Source organism: Bradyrhizobium elkanii USDA 76, from assembly GCF_023278185.1.
Lineage (GTDB): Bacteria > Pseudomonadota > Alphaproteobacteria > Rhizobiales > Xanthobacteraceae > Bradyrhizobium > Bradyrhizobium elkanii.
Map to the genome: position 1 here is coordinate 7,850,413 of NZ_CP066356.1, position 14,737 is coordinate 7,865,149.

A 14,737-nucleotide genomic window follows, 5' to 3' on the forward strand; every position below is an offset into this window, starting at 1 on the left:
GAGGTGAACTCCGGCGGCTCGAGCTAAGTTCATTCATGCCTTAGCGGCTCGACGGCGACGCGGCCACCGCAGGCCGCGCAAAACAAAAGGGGCGGCAGATTGCTCTGCCGCCCCTCGATCCTCGGAAGGAGAGATTACTTCAGGTTGGACATCGCGGTCAGGTCGACCGAGAGCTTGGCGATACCGGCCGCGCCGCACCAGTTGGAGCCCGTGCCGCCCGGATTGATCGGGGTCACGTTGGTATTGCCGCCCGCGGTAAAGTCGCTGGTGAAGGCGCTGCAATCACCCTTCGACATGTCGGTGTCGGAGTAGCGCAGATCGAGCGTGAACACCTTGTAGGTGAAGCCGATGCCGATGTTCCAGGTGTTGTAGTCGGCATACTTGATTCCGTTCGGGAAGGCCGGAACGCCGTAGAAGCTGTCCGAGGTGCCGAGCCACTGCCGACCGAACTCACCCGACACATACATGCCGACGCCGCTGGAACCGAACACGGTGCTGGGCGCGGTGTACTTGCCGATGATCGACGAGTAGTTGCCCCAGGCGCCGGTGTTGAGGAAATTCGGCGAGTAGTACTCGTTGATGGTGAACGCCCAGTTGTCGTTGATGGTCCAGGTCGCCTTGCCGTAGACTTCGAAGAACGAGACGTCCTTCTTCATCACGTTGAAATTGGTCAGAGTGTTCGCCTGGCATTCTGCGCTCAGCGGATTGCCCGCGAAGTCGGCCACGGCACCGCCGCCGTAATAGCAGGTTCCACCCGGATACAGGTAACCCCAGACACCGATGTCGAAGGCAAACGCGCCGAAGGTCGGGCGGATACCGCCGTAGACGTCGACTTCAGCCGCGGCGCGGTTGGCGAAGGAGATGCTTTCGGTCGACGTACCGACGTAGAGCTGCAGGTCCTTGCTGACGTTGTAGCGCGGCTCGAAATAGGCGGTGACCGACGGATTGTGGTTGGACTGGGTGACGCCGCGGAAGATGTAATCGCTCATGATGCCAGCACCAAAGGCGATGTCCCACGGGTCGAACGGAGCCGGCGGCGGCGCCTTGACGGCCTTCACCGCCATGTCAGCTGCCATTGCCGAGCTCGAAATCATTGCTAGCGCCGTTGCTAACAAAGCCAGTTTCTTCATGACGATCCCCATCTACCTGTCCAGACAGCCCGGCTCCGGTGGCCCCCAGGGCGCGCGATAACGGACTGCAACTAAATCGCGTGTGGCCAATCTGAGGCTCGTGCACGGTACCGTGAAGCCAAAAAGACATGCATGTGCCGCCTTTTTAGGCGTTCTAGCCATCTTGCCGCATGTTGACTTGCGGGTGTTGCATTTGCACCACAAAACTGCTGCTCCCGCAGCGGTTGAACGGGTCATCCGGACGGGGAAACGGCAACAATCGGCCCGGCGCGAGAGCATCGGGGCGAATCGCCGTGCCCGCAAAAACACGGATCGTCACCGTACCTACGGAAGAAGCCGCAGCGTGGCGCGCTGCGGCTTCGGTCAGTTGAACCTCGGCAATGCGGCGGCGGCTTAGTGGTGCTCGCCGCCGTCGGCCGACCCGGCAATCCAGCCCGGCGCCGGTTCGTGGCTCGGTGTGGCCCAGCTCGGAGCCGGCTGCGGCTCGGGCTCGGGCGCCGGGGATGCCGCGACCGGGGCGGCCGGCTTCGGCGCGGCAGCCTTCTTCGGAGCAGCGGCCTTCTTCGGCGCGCTCTTCTTGGCAGCGGCTTTCTTCGCGGCTTTCTTGGCGGCCTTCTTCGGCGCAGCCTTCTTGGCAGCTTTCTTTGCCGTTTTCTTTGCAGCTTTCTTGGCCGACTTCTTCGCCGATTTCTTTGCAGTCTTCCTGGCGGATTTCTTCGCAGCCTTCTTGGCCGACTTCTTCGCGGACCTCTTCTTCGCCGCTACCACCTTCTTGGCCTTTTTGGCCTTCTTGCTTTTCTTCGCCTTCTTCGACTTCGCCATCGTGGTCCTCCTGTTGCCGCTATCTGAGTCCACCGGGCGTATTGAAGTGATCGCTTGCCGGACGTTGGCTGCACCTCGAGGAGAGGCACTCTCCACTTCGCTTGTCGGGCATGATGGCCGCGCGATCGCTTCGCGTCTGTGGCAAGGAAGCGCCGGTCCTTCACGTTGCGTCAGGGCAAGGCTGAGGTCCGGATCATGCTCGAGTGGCAGTCGATCAATTCAATCCTGGCCGGGGACCTCCTGTCGCCCAATCGAGAAGCTCAATCGTGTGCACCACAGGAACTGACGTACCGCCGGCAATCTGAACCATGCAGCCAATATTGCCCGCAGCGATCATGTCCGGTTTGACAAGCGCAATATTGGCGACCTTGCGATCGCGCAATCTGCTCGCAATGTCGGGCTGGAGAATGTTGTAGGTCCCCGCCGAACCGCAACACAAATGGCTCTCGGGCACATCTTTCACCACGAATCCATTCTTGGAAAGCAATTCTTTCGGAAGTTGAGTGATTTTCTGTCCATGCTGCAACGAACAAGCGGAGTGATAGGCGACGGTGATGTCGCCTTTCTGCGTTGAAGGCGCGAGTTCGAGGCCAGCGAGATACTCGGTGATATCTTTTGCCAGCGCCGAGATTCGCTTGGCCGGCTCCGCGAATGTTTTGTCCTCGCGCAGCAGGTAGCCGTAGTCCTTGACAACTGTCCCACAGCCCGAAGTCGTCACCAGGATGGCGTCGAGCCCGTTCTGGTCCGCTTCCCTTTGCCACACTGTGATGTTGGCCCGCGCGCGCGCCAGCGCGTCGCCGTCCTGTCCCATGTGATGGGTCAACGCGCCGCAGCATTGCTCGTCCTTGACCAGCACCACCTCGACGCCGTGCCGGGTCAGGACATTGATCGCGGCCTGATTGATGCGTGGCGCCAGCACCTGCTGGGCGCAGCCCTGCAGCAGCGCGACCCGGCCGCGCCGCCGGCCGATCGGCGCAAACACGGTTCCGGCAGCCGGACCCGGCTGCGGCAGGCCGCGTGGCGCGAGCGCCAGCATCGCCTTGATCCGCCGCAGCAGACCCGGGCTCGACGCACCGACCGATGGCGTCGGCAGCAATGCGGCGAACGGACGGACGAGCCCGGTCAGGATCATGCTGATCCGGAACAGGCCCGGCCGCGGCAGCACGAGGGCGAGCACCGACCGCAGCAGCCGCTCGGTCAGCGGTCTCTGGTAATCCCGCTCGATCCGGACCCGGGCCTGGTCGACGAGGTGCATGTAGTTCACGCCCGACGGACAGGTGGTCATGCAGGCGAGGCACGACAGGCAGCGGTCGATATGCTTGACCACGTCGGCCGTCGGCGGCTTGTCCTTCTCCAGCATCTCCTTGATCAGGTAGATGCGCCCGCGCGGGCTATCGAGCTCGTCGCCGAGCAGCACATAGGTCGGACAGGTCGCGGTGCAGAAGCCGCAATGCACGCAGGCGCGCAGGATCTTGTCGGCTTCCTTGATGTCGGGATCGGCGAGCTGCGCCAGGGAAAACTCGGTTTTCATGCAGCCCCGCCTCGCATCATCCGGCCGCGGTTGAGGACGGACCTCGGATCGAAGCTCGCCCGGACCCGTTCACCGAGCGCGGCAAGCCCGGCCGCCTGCGGCTGGAACACATCGACCGCCCGGCGCACATCCTCGGTGGCGCGGATCAGAGTGGCGTGTCCGCCGATCGCCTCGACCTGGCCGCGGACCAGCATGGCCTGGGCGTCGGCGCCCGGCGGCACCGCGGCCCAGATCAGCCCGCCGCCCCAGTCGTAGACCACGTCGCCGCCGGTGGCGCGCGACAACGCCTGGCCCAGCGCGCCGCCAGAGGCCGGCGGGCAAACGATGCGCCACACCGGCCAGGCCCCGAGCGCGCCGTTCGCCGCAAACGGCACCACGTCGCGCAGCGCGCTCCAGATTGCGGCCGACGCATCGTCGGCGAGGCTGTCGACCACTCCAAAAGACGAGAGCGTCTGGCTCAGCGAGGCCGCCCGATGTGCCGCCGACGCCGAAATCCCCTCGAGACGCACCAGCGTGACCGGCTGGCCGGAGGCGAGGCCAGCGAGCGCACCGCCCGCGGACCGCAACGCCGAACCCGGCAGATGCGCCGCGCCGGAAACGTCGAAAGGCGAGCCCAGCGCCGCCGTCATCGCCTTGTTGGCGGTGATGTCGTCGAGCCCGCGCAGCACCAGCGTCCGCTCGGCTTCCGGCTTCGGCATCACCTTAAGCGTCACCTCGGTCATGACCGCGAGCGTGCCCCAGGAGCCGGTCAGCAGCTTGCAGAGGTCGTAGCCGGTGACGTTCTTCACCACCCGCCCGCCGGTCTTGAAGCTGTCGCCGAACCCCGACACCGCGTGCGCCCCGAGCAGATGATCCCTGATACCACCGGCCTTGATGCGGCGGGGACCGGCCAGTCCGGCGCCGATCATGCCGCCGATCGTGCCGGCGCCCGCGGTGCCGAGCAGCACCGAAATGTCCATCGGCTCGAAGGCGAATTGCTGGTTCTTGGCATCGATCAGGGATTGCACGTCGGCGAGCGGCGCGCCGACCTGCACGGTGATGATCAGTTCGTTCGGCTCATAGGAGGTGACCGCATTCAGCGCCGAGACGTCGAGCAGCGCATTGGTCGGCATCGGATGGCCGATGGCGCGCTTCGAGCCATGTCCAATGACCTCAAGCGGCTGCTCGCTGGCAACCGCCGCGCGCACCACTTCCTCGACGTCTTTTGCGTCTCTGACCTTGAGCGTATCCACGGACTAGCCGGTAGCCAAATTCGGCTCCGAAATCAAATGCGCGCGCCGAACAAATTTCTGAATGCGAGGAGTCCGGCGTCGGTGATTTCGACGGAGCGGCCCTGCGGCCGGCGCCGGATCCAGTCCCGTTGCAACGCAAGGTCGGCAACCGCAGCCCCTGCCCGCCCGGCCAGATGCGGACGCCGCTCGCTCCAGTCGAGACAGGGCCGGCACAAGATCCGCCGCCCCCGCGCCGGCGCATGCAGGTCGATGCCGAAATCGCCGAGAAATGCTCGTCCGGAAGCAGTCAGCTCGCCGGCCTCCTGGTCCAGATTGAGGTGGCCGCGGTCCCGCATCGCATCGGTGACGGCGACGCCGAGCTCGCCGGCAAGGTGGTCGTAGCAGGTCCGGGCCCGGCGCATCTCGGGATCGATGCGCGGCGGTGGCCGGGACGGATGCGGATCGATCGCGGCAACCGTCATCATGCCCTCGAGCATCTGCGCAACCAGCGGCGTGGCCAGCCGGTAGAAGCGGCGCGGACCACGCCGCTCGACCTTGAGCAGCGCGCGCTCGACCAGCCGCGAAAGGTGCCAGCTCGCGGTCTGGGGCGTCACGCCCGCGACCAGCGCCAGCTCGCTCGCAGTCTGCGGGCGCCCGTCCATCAGCCGCGACAGGATGCTGGCGCGGCCGGGATCGGCGATCAGCCCGGCGAGTTCGGCAAGCTCTGGTGCGATGGTCTGCATGGCCGGCTCCGCATCGATCGAAGTCATCTGTTTGTCGCACGTCATGCCGCCGCAACGCTTCGATCATGATCGAAATGTTCACGACATCGACAATTCGACCATCACCGAACCGGGTTCGCCGAACGATCGACTATCTCTCGCGTTGCGGTTCGGCCGGCAGGACGGTTGGCGCGAATCATCTGGAGGCGATCATGAAACGTTCGGAAGTGTCGACCACGACGATGATGCTCACCCGGCGATCGGCCGTCGGCTGGTTCGCAGCGATCATGGCGATCGCCGGCGTATCGCCCTGGGCCGGATCGCAAGCTCGATCGGAGCACAGCAACGGAGGACTGCCAATGAAGCACTATGCGATGAGCACGAGAACCATCAGCGATGCAATCAACACCGCTGGCCTTCTGGTTGTGGCGCAATGGGAAGCCAAGGAGGGACAGGCCGACAAGGTTGCGGAAATCCTCGACGGCTTCCTGCCCGAGGCGCAGAAGGACCCCGGCACCAAGCTGTTCCTGATCGGCCGCGGCAAGGACAATCCGGCGCAATTCCTGTTCTACGAATTGTTCCAGGACGAAGCGGCGTTCAAGGCGCATGCGGAGAGCGCCTACTTCAAGACCTACATCGCGGAGCAGGCGCTGCCGCTACTGGCCAAGCGCGAACGGACGCAATACGCGCTGCTGTAGGTGACGGCGCCACGGGAGGGCTTGCGATGCAGGCCCTCCCCCCAGTGCAATATCAAACCGACGCACGGCTGCCGAGCGCCGGTCCCAACTCGATCCGCTCGGGCGATTTGCGCCGGAAGGCTGCGATCGAAATCCGGGAGAGCACCGCCGCCTCGATCTGTTCGACCTGCGTCCTGAACCGAAGCGCATGCTTCTCGACGAGATGCCAGGACACGAATGCGACGCCGAAGGCGATCGGCAGGCTGATCAGGATGTTCAGATACCAATGCTGAACCGGGGGGCCCAACGTCGCAACGCACTGCTGGACGACGACTCCGTAGAGATACATCCCGTACGAGTAGTCGCCGGATGACACGATCCAGCTTCGTCGCGGGTTCATCAGCCCCAGATAGCACGCGACATACGCGGCGGGTCCAACAATAAACGCATCGGTGTATCCAGTGGCCATCCCGGCCGCGCAAAGCGTCAGCGCGAGCAGGAACGCGGTGCGGTTGAACGGCACCTTGTCGCGCCAGAGAAAGAAACCGACACCTGCAAGGAAGCAGAACACCAGCAGCGGCGGACGAAGGTGAAGATATTGTAGGTCCGAATGGTAGATATCGTGGCAGGCGAAACCGATCTGGGCGAACACCAGAAACGCCAGGTACAGCACCCTGTTGAAGCAGATCGTGGTCACGGCGAGCAGCGCCAGGATCACGTAGCACCACAGCTCATATGGGACCGTCCAAAGCTGCGCATTCACCGCAAAAGGTACCGGATTGTGCAGAAACACGCCCGGAAGCTCATAGTGGATGTCGCCGACGATGTTGTGAAAATAGGCATAGAATTTCGGGTCCGCGAAATACTGCGCGAGGGGAAGCGCAGTGAAGATCGGGCCGATGATGATGGCCGAGAGTGTCGTCTCGACCGCAAGCGCGGGCACAATGCGAAGCACGCGCAGGCCGAGAAATGAAATCAGGCTCTTGCACCTCAGCAAACTCGCCGTCACCAGAAACCCGCTCAAGGCGAAGAAGAGCGCAAGGACCATCGCGCACCCGATGCGGATATGGCCCAAGATCTCCATCGCCCGGTCGAGCCCAAAGACGACGTTCGCACTGTGCAGGCAGATGATGGTGGCGGCCAGCGCGATCCGCAGATAGTCGAAGCCTGTGGGCCGATAGCGAGAAAGAGCCAACTGATCGGCCAGGCTGAACATAGGTTGCATTGCGATTTCGAGACAACTACGTCATCGGAAACTATCCAGCAACAAACTAACAAGATATAAACGCAAGACGTGCATGTGCGAACGGACGCAATCTAGGCGACGCGCCACCGGATTCGCTGCAAGCAATGGTTAGGGGTTACCGGCCGGAAAGGACAATCGGTCGAACTGGATTGATCGGCCCCGGCTGGACGACAGCCTCTCGTTCGGCCTGTTCGGGCGATTTGCGCCAGAAGCCGACGATCGAGATCCGCGACAACACCGCGGCCTCGAGGCTCTCGACCTGGGCTCGGAGCCGGAGCGCGCGTTTCTCGACAAGATGCCAGGACGCGACAGCGACGCCGAAGGCGAGCGGCAGGCTGATCAGGAGGTTCAGATACCAATGCTGGACCGGCGGGCCGAAGGCGGCGACGCATTGCTGGATGACGAAGCCGTAGAGATAGAGCCCGTAGGAGTAATCGCCTGACGAGACGATCCAGCTCCGCGGCGGGTTCATCAGGCCGAGATAGCACGCGACATAGGCGGCGGGCACGGGAGCCAGCGCGTCGCCGCGCCCGGTCGCCATGCCGGCGGCGCACAGCACCAGCGCCAGCAGGCACACGGTGCGGTTGAACGGCACCTTGTCGCGCCAGAGGTAGAAGCCGACGCCGGCAAGGAAGCAGAACACCAGAAGGTGCGGGCGAAGCTGGATCGGCACCTCGTCCCAGCGGTAGATGTCGTAGCCGATGAGCCCGATCTGGGCGATCACCATGACCCCCAGGAACGCCACCCGGTTGAAGCAAATCGTGAGCACGGCGAGCAACGCCAGGATGACGTAGCACCACAGCTCGTACGGCACGGTCCAGAGCTGGGCGTTCACCAGGTCCGGCAGCGGATTGTGCAGGAATACGCCCGGCAGCTCGTAATGGATGTCGCCGACGATATTGAGGAAATAGGCGTGGAACTTCGGATCGGCGACATATTGCGCCAACGGCAGCTCGGTGAAGACCGAGCCGATGATGATTGCCGACAGCGTGGTTTCGACCGCGAGCGCCGGCCCGATCCGCAGCACGCGCAGGCCGAGGAAGGAAATCAGGCTCTTGCACCGGAGCAGGCTTGCGGTCACCAGGAAGCCGCTCAGGGCAAAGAACAGCGCAAGGATCATCGCGACGCCGATGCGCAGCGTGCTCTGGATTTCCAGCGCGCGGCCGAGCCCGAGCGTCACGTTCGTGCTGTGCAGGCCAATGATCGACGCCGCCAGCGCGATCCGCATGTAATCGAAACCCGCGGGCCGATTGCGCGAAAGCGCCAGCTGATCGGCCAGGCTGGGCATCGATGTGCTCCCGAAGACATGCATCTGCGGAAAATACCGAGCAACAGTCTAAGGCCGTGTAAATGGGTCCGCGCTGTAATTGCAGCGACGCGCGATGGCGGCCACCGCGCAAGGATCGGTTAAGGTTATCGGCTGGCTAGGGCGATCCGTCGAATTGTATCGACCGGCCCTCGCGCGTTGGTGGCCCTGGGCGCACGCTCACGCATGTTGGCCTCGGGGCCAACAGCTGACGTGGCTCCTGATGCCCTGGAAGCAGACTTGTTATCGTCATTCGGCAACCGTGGATTTGATCGCGGCTCCGCCAGGAGAAACCACCACGATGCACATCAAACCGATAGCCATCGCGCTGCTCGCGATGATCGCGTCAGGACAGGCGCGCGCCGCCATGCTCAGCGACGCCGAGGCGACGTTCCTCGACCAGCTCGCAACCGCAGCCGCGGTGCTCGAACAACGCTGCACCGGCTATGAGGCCAATGGTGCCGGCGGCGTTCAAACGGGCGCCAGACTTCTCGGCAGCCCCGACGCCGCGATGGCCATGATCAATGCGTTCGACGCGGCCATCAAGGCTCACGACGGCAATGACTACGATCCGCGCAAATTCCGCCCCGAGGTGTCCGAAGCAGCCGGCAAGACCTTCAAGCTGGTCCGGGCGGCGTTGATCACAGACCCGGAAGGGGCCTGCGCCGCCTATGGCGAGAGCGGCGCGGCGTCGGGGCTGCTCAGACGGTACTAGAACCGCGGAATATCCGGGAAAGCCAGCTTGCCGGCGTGGACATGGACACGGCCGAGCTCGGCGCAGCGGTGCAGGGTCGGAAACACCTTGCCGGGGTTGAGCAGGCCCTCGGCATCGAAAGCGCATTTCAGCCGCTGCTGCTGGTTGAGGTCGATCTCGGTGAACATGTCCGGCATCAGGTCGCGCTTCTCGATGCCGACGCCGTGCTCGCCGGTGAGCACGCCGCCGAGCTCGACGCAGCAGCGCAGGATGTCGGCGCCGAACGCCTCCGCCTTCTCGATCTCGCCCGGCTTGTTGGCATCGTAGAGGATCAAGGGGTGCAGATTGCCGTCGCCGGCGTGGAACACGTTGGCGACGCCGAGGCCGTATTTCTCCGAGAGGTCGCGGATCCGCGCCAGGGCCTTCGGCAAGGCGCCGCGCGGGATGGTGCCGTCCATGCAGAGGTAGTCCGGCGAGATCCGCCCGACCGCCGGGAACGCCGCCTTGCGGCCGGCCCAGAACAGATTGCGCTCGGCCTCCGAGGTCGAGATCTGGCAGGAGGTCGAGCCGCAGCCTTGCGCGATCGCCTCGACCCGCTTGATCAGCTCGTCGACCTCGACCTGAGGGCCGTCGAGCTCGATGATCAACAGCGCCTCGACGTCGAGCGGATAGCCGGCGTGAACGAACGCCTCCGCGGCGTGGATCGCGGGCTTGTCCATCATCTCCATGCCGCCCGGGATGATGCCGGCGCCGATGATCCGCGCGACGCATTCGCCGGCCGCCTCGACCTCGGCGAAGCCGACCATCAGCGCACGCGCCGTCTCCGGCTTCTGCAGGATGCGCACGGTGATCTCGGTGATGACGCCGAGCAACCCTTCCGAGCCGGTGATGATTCCCATCAAATCATAGCCGGCATTCTCGGCCGACTTGCCGCCGATGCGCAGGATCTCGCCACTCATCAGCACGATCTCGCAGCCGAGCACGTTGTTGGTGGTCATGCCGTATTTCAGGCAGTGCACGCCGCCGGAATTTTCCGCGACATTGCCGCCGATCGAGCAGGCGATCTGCGACGACGGATCGGGCGCGTAATAAAAGCCGGCATGCGCGACCGCCTGGCTGATCGCGAGGTTGGTGACGCCGGGCTCGGTGACCACGACGCGGTTGTCGAAGTCGATCTCGCGAATCCGCTTGAACTTGCCGAGCCCGAGCAGCACGCCGTCGGCAAGCGGCAGCGCGCCGCCGGACAGCGAGGTGCCGGAGCCGCGCGGCACCACCTTGATGCCCTGGCCCTGGCAATATTTGAGGACCTTCGACACCTGCTCGGTGGTATCGGGCAGCACCACGACCATCGGCGGCTGCCGATAGGCGGTCAGGCCGTCGGATTCATAGGCCAGCATCTCGGCGGCGCTGTCGATCACGCCCTCGCCCGGGACGATTGCGCGCAAGGCGGCCGCGATTTCGGCACGGCGAGCGAGGACGGCCTGGTCGGCCGCCGGCATCATGATGGACATCGTTGTTCCCTCGGCTGGGCTTTTGCCCTTCGCCGATTTGTTACGACAAATCAATCACGTCTGCACCTGTTTCAGTGCACCGGCCGAAGGTCGGATTGCCCCACCCCGCAATGGCGAGTTCTCTCTCGGACAAGCGGGCGGCCTCGAAACCTGTCAAAGTTTCGTGGCTTGTCCTGTCCAAGCCGGACATGCCACAAACGATCACTACCTCCCGGGACGAAACGAAGAGAACCCCATGAACCTAAAGACCTTGAGCGCGCTGGCGGTCGTCACATCGCTGGCTTCTGCATCCTCCGCGCTGGCGCAGGATGCCGCCGCCGGCAAGACCTCGTTCAATAAATGCCTCGCCTGCCACGCAATCGGCGAAGGCGCCAAGAACAAGGTCGGCCCCGAGCTCAACGGCCTCGACGGCCGCCATTCCGGCTCCGCGCCGGACTACAATTATTCCGATGCCAACAAGAATTCCGGCATCACCTGGAACAAGGAAACCTTCCTCGAATACATCAAGGATCCGAAGGCCAAGATCCCCGGCACCAAGATGGCATTCGCCGGCATCAAGAACGAGAACGAGGCCAACAACCTCTGGGCCTATGTCTCCTCGTTCGACAAGGACGGCAAGCAGAAGTAATCGGCGGTATCGGTCGCCGTCCGCCCGGCGCCAATGCCAGGGCGGACGTCAGAAGGGGATGGCTTTTCTTCGAAACGCCATCCCCTTCTGGCTCTCCGATTTGAGCATGATCTCCGCGCAAAGCGTCCCGCGTTTGTCGCGAGGGAAAATCGCCACCCGGTTCCGGATCATGCCCGGCCGCCGCGATCAGCGCGGCAACAGATTGGTCTTGGCGAGATCGACGACCTCGTCGCCGCGGCCGCTCATCACCGCGCGCAGCACCCAAAGGCTGAATCCCTTCACCTGCTCAAGCGTAATGGTCGGCGGCATCGACAGCTCCTGCGTCGCGGTCACGACGTCGAGCACGGCCGGGCCGTCATGCGCGAGCACGTCGCGGATCGCGCCCTCGAGCTCGCCGGGATCCTCCACCCTGACGCCGTGAATGCCCATGGCGCGGGCCATCGCCGCGAAATCCGGATTCTTCAGATCGACCCCGGTCTCGATGAAGCCGGCGGCCTTCATCTCCAGCGCGACGAAGCCGAGCACGCTGTTGTTGAAGATCACGACCTTCACCGGCAGCTTCGCCTGCGTCAGCGTGATCAAATCCCCCATCAGCATGGCGAAGCCGCCGTCGCCGGACATTGACACCACCTGCCGGCCGGGCTGCGCCGCCTGCGCCCCGATCGCATGCGCCATCGCATTGGCCATTGAGCCATGGACCCAGGAGCCGACCAGCCGGCGGCGGCCGTTCATTCTCAGATAGCGCGCGGCCCAGATCGTCGGCGTGCCGACGTCGGCGGTGAATACCGCATCCTCGCTCGCCTGCTCGCTGAGCAGCCGCGCCAGATATTGCGGATGGATCGGCTTTTGGCCCGGCTTGCCGCGGGCGAGATCGTCGAGCCCGGCGCGGGCGTCCTTGTAATGCGCGAGGCTGGCATCGAGATGCTTGCGGTCGGTCTTCACATGGAGCTTCGGCAACAGCGCGGCGATGGTCTCGCCGACGTCGCCGACGATGCCGAGATCGAGCTTGCAGCGGCGGCCGAGATTTTCGGGGCGGATATCGACCTGCGCGATGTTGATACCGGTCGGGAAGAACTGCTTGTAGGGAAAATCGGTGCCCAGCATCAGCAGCACGTCGCAGCCATGCATCGCGGCATAGCCGGAGGAAAAGCCGATGAAGCCGGTCATGCCGACGTCGTAGGGGTTGTCGTATTCGACATATTCCTTGCCGCCGAGCGCGTGCACGATCGGGCTCTTCAGCGTCTCGGCAAGCTTGATCAAGCCGTCATGCGCGCCGGCGCAGCCGCGGCCGCAAAACAGCGTGACGCGCCGCGCGCCATTGAGCAGCGCCGCCAGCGCATTCAACTCAGGTTCGGCCGGACGCACCACCGGCGCCGGCGGCAGCAGGCCGGCGTTCGGTGCGATGTCGCGCTTCGGCGCCGTCCGCATCGCAACGTCGCCGGGCAGCACCAACACGGCAACGCCGCGCTTGCCGACCGCGGCGCGGATCGCGTTCTCCAGCATGTAGGGCAGTTGCGCCGGATCCGACACCAGTTCGCAATAATGGCTGCATTCGCGAAACAGGTCCTGCGGATGGGTTTCCTGGAAATAGCCGCCGCCGATCTCGGCCGACGGGATCTGCGCCGCCAGCGCCAGCACGGGCGTGCGGCTGCGATGCGCGTCGAACAGGCCGTTGATGAGGTGGAGGTTGCCCGGGCCGCAGGAGCCGGCGCACACCGCGAGCGCGCCCGTGATCTGGGATTCGGCGGCGGCGGCGAACGCGGCCACCTCCTCGTGACGCACATGCAGCCAATCGATCGTGCCGCGCTTGCGCAGCGCCTCGGTCAGGCCATTGAGGCTGTCGCCGACGACGCCGTAGATGCGCTTGACGCCGGCCTGGGCAAGGGTTTCAGCGATGAGGTCGGCAATGTTGTCGATCCGCATGAGACGTGTCCTTTGCTGCAATCCAAAACCGGTGAGCCGCATGATGTTCGGCGCCACACGGCGGCGCAAGCCTTGCCGGATCACATTCGCGCGGCGCAAAGGCGCGGCAGCTATTGCGCCGTCACCACGTCCCGCACCATCAGGCCGGCCATCGTCTCGATCTCGGACGCCACGAGATCGGGCGCGACGTACTGCACCATGTGGCCGACACCCGGCAGCACGATCAGTTTCGCGCTCGGCACTGACGCGGCGAGCGGCCGCGAATGGATGCCGGTCGAGACCGTCTTGTCGACGTCGCCCGAAATGATCGACAGCGGCGCCCTGATCTCGGCATAGCGCGGGGCCTGTTCGACGACGGCGGCCTTCAGCGTGACGAGGTCGCGCGCATTGGCGATGAACTCATGTGGACGCAGCAGCAGCAATGCCTCGCTGTCGTGGACGAAGTCAGCCGGTATCGGCTGCGGCGCGAACACGCCGCGCGCAGCCGAACTGGCAACGAGGAGACCGAGCGGCAGCGTGATCGTGTGCGCAAGCGGCGGCCCGATCAGCGGCGTCGCGATCACGTCATTGTAGCGTCCGGCGCCGCCGCGCCACGGATAGGCGACAGGGGCGAGCAGCACGAGGCCGGCGACGCGGTCCGGATCATCCAGCGCAATGCGCAAGGCGAGCGCGCCGGCCCAGGAATGCGCCACCACGATCGCCCGCTCGACGCCGAGCCTCGTCAGCGCCTCCACGATCATCCGGCCCTGGATCGCGGGCGTCGAATCCGCGACGCGCGCGCGCGTGCTCCAGCCGTGACCCGGCCGGTCGATCAGGATCACCCGGCGCGCTTTGGCAATGCGATCGCCGAGCGGCTGCATCGCGCGCAGATTGGAGCTTGCACCATGCAGCATCACGACCGACGGCCCGACCGCGTCGCGCGGGCCGAGTTCGACCACATGCAGCCGCGCCCCGGCCACATCGATCATTCGCCCCTGCGGCGGGAAGGCGCGCTGGATCAGCAGGGCGCCGAGCTGTGTCGCCAGGGCCAGCGCCAGCCCGGCGGCCGCCAGCGCAATGATCGCAGTCAACATCGAGGGGATCCGAAAGGTCTTAGGCGCCTGATTGGGCACCTGACAATTACGACGTAGCCGAAATCAGGTTTCGCGCGGATGTGCCCCTTGTCCGGGCATGCTCTTGTTCGAAAAGCCAATTGTCGATTTTCCGGCTCGCGCCCCGGCGCGGAGGAGTTGTCCACAATGCGCCCAGCCTGTGGATAGCGGGTTCATACCTGCGTCATTAGTAATTTCATAGATTGGCGGTGGCATTTTCGCCATCAGGTGCGAGGCTTCATCGA

13 protein-coding genes are annotated in these 14,737 nt (G+C 64.6%); 3 read left to right on the plus strand and 10 right to left on the minus strand.

Annotated features, from left to right (window positions below; genetic code table 11):
- Nucleotides 1-134: 134 nt before the first annotated feature.
- The 5 genes from JEY66_RS37170 to JEY66_RS37190 form a co-directional block, all read right to left on the minus strand.
- Nucleotides 135-1,130 carry a TorF family putative porin gene (locus JEY66_RS37170; protein ID WP_026192245.1) on the minus strand — a complete coding sequence of 332 codons (996 nt, stop codon included), beginning with the start codon at nucleotides 1,128-1,130 and terminating at the stop codon, nucleotides 135-137.
- 393 nt (nucleotides 1,131-1,523) lie between these two features.
- The gene (locus JEY66_RS37175) at nucleotides 1,524-1,952 is read right to left on the minus strand and encodes a hypothetical protein (protein ID WP_016844927.1); all 429 of its coding nucleotides are present in this window, start codon (nucleotides 1,950-1,952) and stop codon (nucleotides 1,524-1,526) included.
- A 214-nt stretch (nucleotides 1,953-2,166) separates the two neighbouring features.
- A complete protein-coding gene (gene glcF, locus JEY66_RS37180) occupies nucleotides 2,167-3,483 on the minus strand; it encodes a glycolate oxidase subunit GlcF (protein WP_018269768.1) in 1,317 nt (438 codons plus the stop codon).
- On the minus strand, nucleotides 3,480-4,715 hold the full coding sequence (locus JEY66_RS37185) for an FAD-binding protein (protein WP_018269767.1): 1,236 nt from the start codon (nucleotides 4,713-4,715) through the stop codon (nucleotides 3,480-3,482). Before JEY66_RS37185 ends, glcF begins: the two co-directional genes overlap by 4 nt.
- A gap of 32 nt (nucleotides 4,716-4,747) precedes the next feature.
- Complete coding sequence (locus JEY66_RS37190; RefSeq protein ID WP_370143845.1) at nucleotides 4,748-5,464, minus strand: ArsR/SmtB family transcription factor; 717 nt, start codon at nucleotides 5,462-5,464, stop codon at nucleotides 4,748-4,750.
- A gap of 164 nt (nucleotides 5,465-5,628) precedes the next feature.
- On the opposite strand from JEY66_RS37190, the gene JEY66_RS37195 reads away from it, so the two are divergent.
- On the plus strand, nucleotides 5,629-6,114 hold the full coding sequence (locus JEY66_RS37195) for a putative quinol monooxygenase (protein WP_240537198.1): 486 nt from the start codon (nucleotides 5,629-5,631) through the stop codon (nucleotides 6,112-6,114).
- Between the two features lie 52 nt (nucleotides 6,115-6,166).
- Here JEY66_RS37195 and JEY66_RS37200 read toward each other — a convergent pair whose 3' ends face one another.
- Nucleotides 6,167-7,309, minus strand: a complete 1,143-nt coding sequence (locus JEY66_RS37200; protein WP_016844921.1) for an acyltransferase family protein — start codon at nucleotides 7,307-7,309, stop codon at nucleotides 6,167-6,169.
- A gap of 145 nt (nucleotides 7,310-7,454) precedes the next feature.
- A complete protein-coding gene (locus tag JEY66_RS37205; protein ID WP_240537200.1) occupies nucleotides 7,455-8,627 on the minus strand; it encodes an acyltransferase family protein in 1,173 nt (390 codons plus the stop codon).
- 319 nt (nucleotides 8,628-8,946) lie between these two features.
- Here JEY66_RS37205 and JEY66_RS37210 point away from each other — a divergent pair, with 319 nt between their 5' ends.
- Nucleotides 8,947-9,360 (plus strand): hypothetical protein, encoded by a 414-nt coding sequence (locus JEY66_RS37210; protein ID WP_018269766.1) that lies wholly within the window; start codon nucleotides 8,947-8,949, stop codon nucleotides 9,358-9,360.
- Here the strand turns inward: JEY66_RS37210 and JEY66_RS37215 are convergent.
- Nucleotides 9,357-10,850, minus strand: coding sequence for an FAD-linked oxidase C-terminal domain-containing protein (locus JEY66_RS37215; protein WP_018269765.1), 1,494 nt, complete (start codon nucleotides 10,848-10,850; stop codon nucleotides 9,357-9,359). The genes JEY66_RS37210 and JEY66_RS37215 overlap by 4 nt on opposite strands.
- 235 nt (nucleotides 10,851-11,085) lie before the next feature.
- On the opposite strand from JEY66_RS37215, the gene cycA reads away from it, so the two are divergent.
- The gene (gene cycA / locus JEY66_RS37220; protein WP_018269764.1) at nucleotides 11,086-11,478 is read left to right on the plus strand and encodes a cytochrome c-550 CycA; all 393 of its coding nucleotides are present in this window, start codon (nucleotides 11,086-11,088) and stop codon (nucleotides 11,476-11,478) included.
- 186 nt (nucleotides 11,479-11,664) lie between these two features.
- On the opposite strand, the gene poxB is transcribed toward cycA, so the two are convergent.
- Together poxB and JEY66_RS37230 are read right to left on the minus strand one after the other, a co-directional pair.
- On the minus strand, nucleotides 11,665-13,401 hold the full coding sequence (gene poxB / locus JEY66_RS37225) for a ubiquinone-dependent pyruvate dehydrogenase (RefSeq protein WP_018269762.1): 1,737 nt from the start codon (nucleotides 13,399-13,401) through the stop codon (nucleotides 11,665-11,667).
- Nucleotides 13,402-13,511: 110 nt separating this feature from the next.
- A complete protein-coding gene (locus tag JEY66_RS37230) occupies nucleotides 13,512-14,474 on the minus strand; it encodes an alpha/beta fold hydrolase (protein WP_018269761.1) in 963 nt (320 codons plus the stop codon).
- Nucleotides 14,475-14,737 lie beyond the last annotated feature (263 nt).

Excerpts from the sequence above, each read along its gene's own strand:
- JEY66_RS37170 (WP_026192245.1), bottom strand. The coding sequence starts at position 1,130 with ATGAAGAAACTGGCTTTGTTAGCAACGGCGCTAGCAATGATTTCGAGC.
- JEY66_RS37215 (WP_018269765.1), bottom strand. The coding sequence starts at position 10,850 with ATGTCCATCATGATGCCGGCGGCCGACCAGGCCGTCCTCGCTCGCCGT.
- JEY66_RS37200 (WP_016844921.1), bottom strand. The coding sequence starts at position 7,309 with ATGTTCAGCCTGGCCGATCAGTTGGCTCTTTCTCGCTATCGGCCCACA.
- JEY66_RS37210 (WP_018269766.1), top strand. The coding sequence starts at position 8,947 with ATGCACATCAAACCGATAGCCATCGCGCTGCTCGCGATGATCGCGTCA.
- glcF (WP_018269768.1), bottom strand. The coding sequence starts at position 3,483 with ATGAAAACCGAGTTTTCCCTGGCGCAGCTCGCCGATCCCGACATCAAG.
- JEY66_RS37195 (WP_240537198.1), top strand. The coding sequence starts at position 5,629 with ATGAAACGTTCGGAAGTGTCGACCACGACGATGATGCTCACCCGGCGA.
- JEY66_RS37230 (WP_018269761.1), bottom strand. The coding sequence starts at position 14,474 with ATGTTGACTGCGATCATTGCGCTGGCGGCCGCCGGGCTGGCGCTGGCC.
- JEY66_RS37190 (WP_370143845.1), bottom strand. The coding sequence starts at position 5,464 with ATGACTTCGATCGATGCGGAGCCGGCCATGCAGACCATCGCACCAGAG.
- cycA (WP_018269764.1), top strand. The coding sequence starts at position 11,086 with ATGAACCTAAAGACCTTGAGCGCGCTGGCGGTCGTCACATCGCTGGCT.
- poxB (WP_018269762.1), bottom strand. The coding sequence starts at position 13,401 with ATGCGGATCGACAACATTGCCGACCTCATCGCTGAAACCCTTGCCCAG.
- JEY66_RS37205 (WP_240537200.1), bottom strand. The coding sequence starts at position 8,627 with ATGCCCAGCCTGGCCGATCAGCTGGCGCTTTCGCGCAATCGGCCCGCG.
- JEY66_RS37175 (WP_016844927.1), bottom strand. The coding sequence starts at position 1,952 with ATGGCGAAGTCGAAGAAGGCGAAGAAAAGCAAGAAGGCCAAAAAGGCC.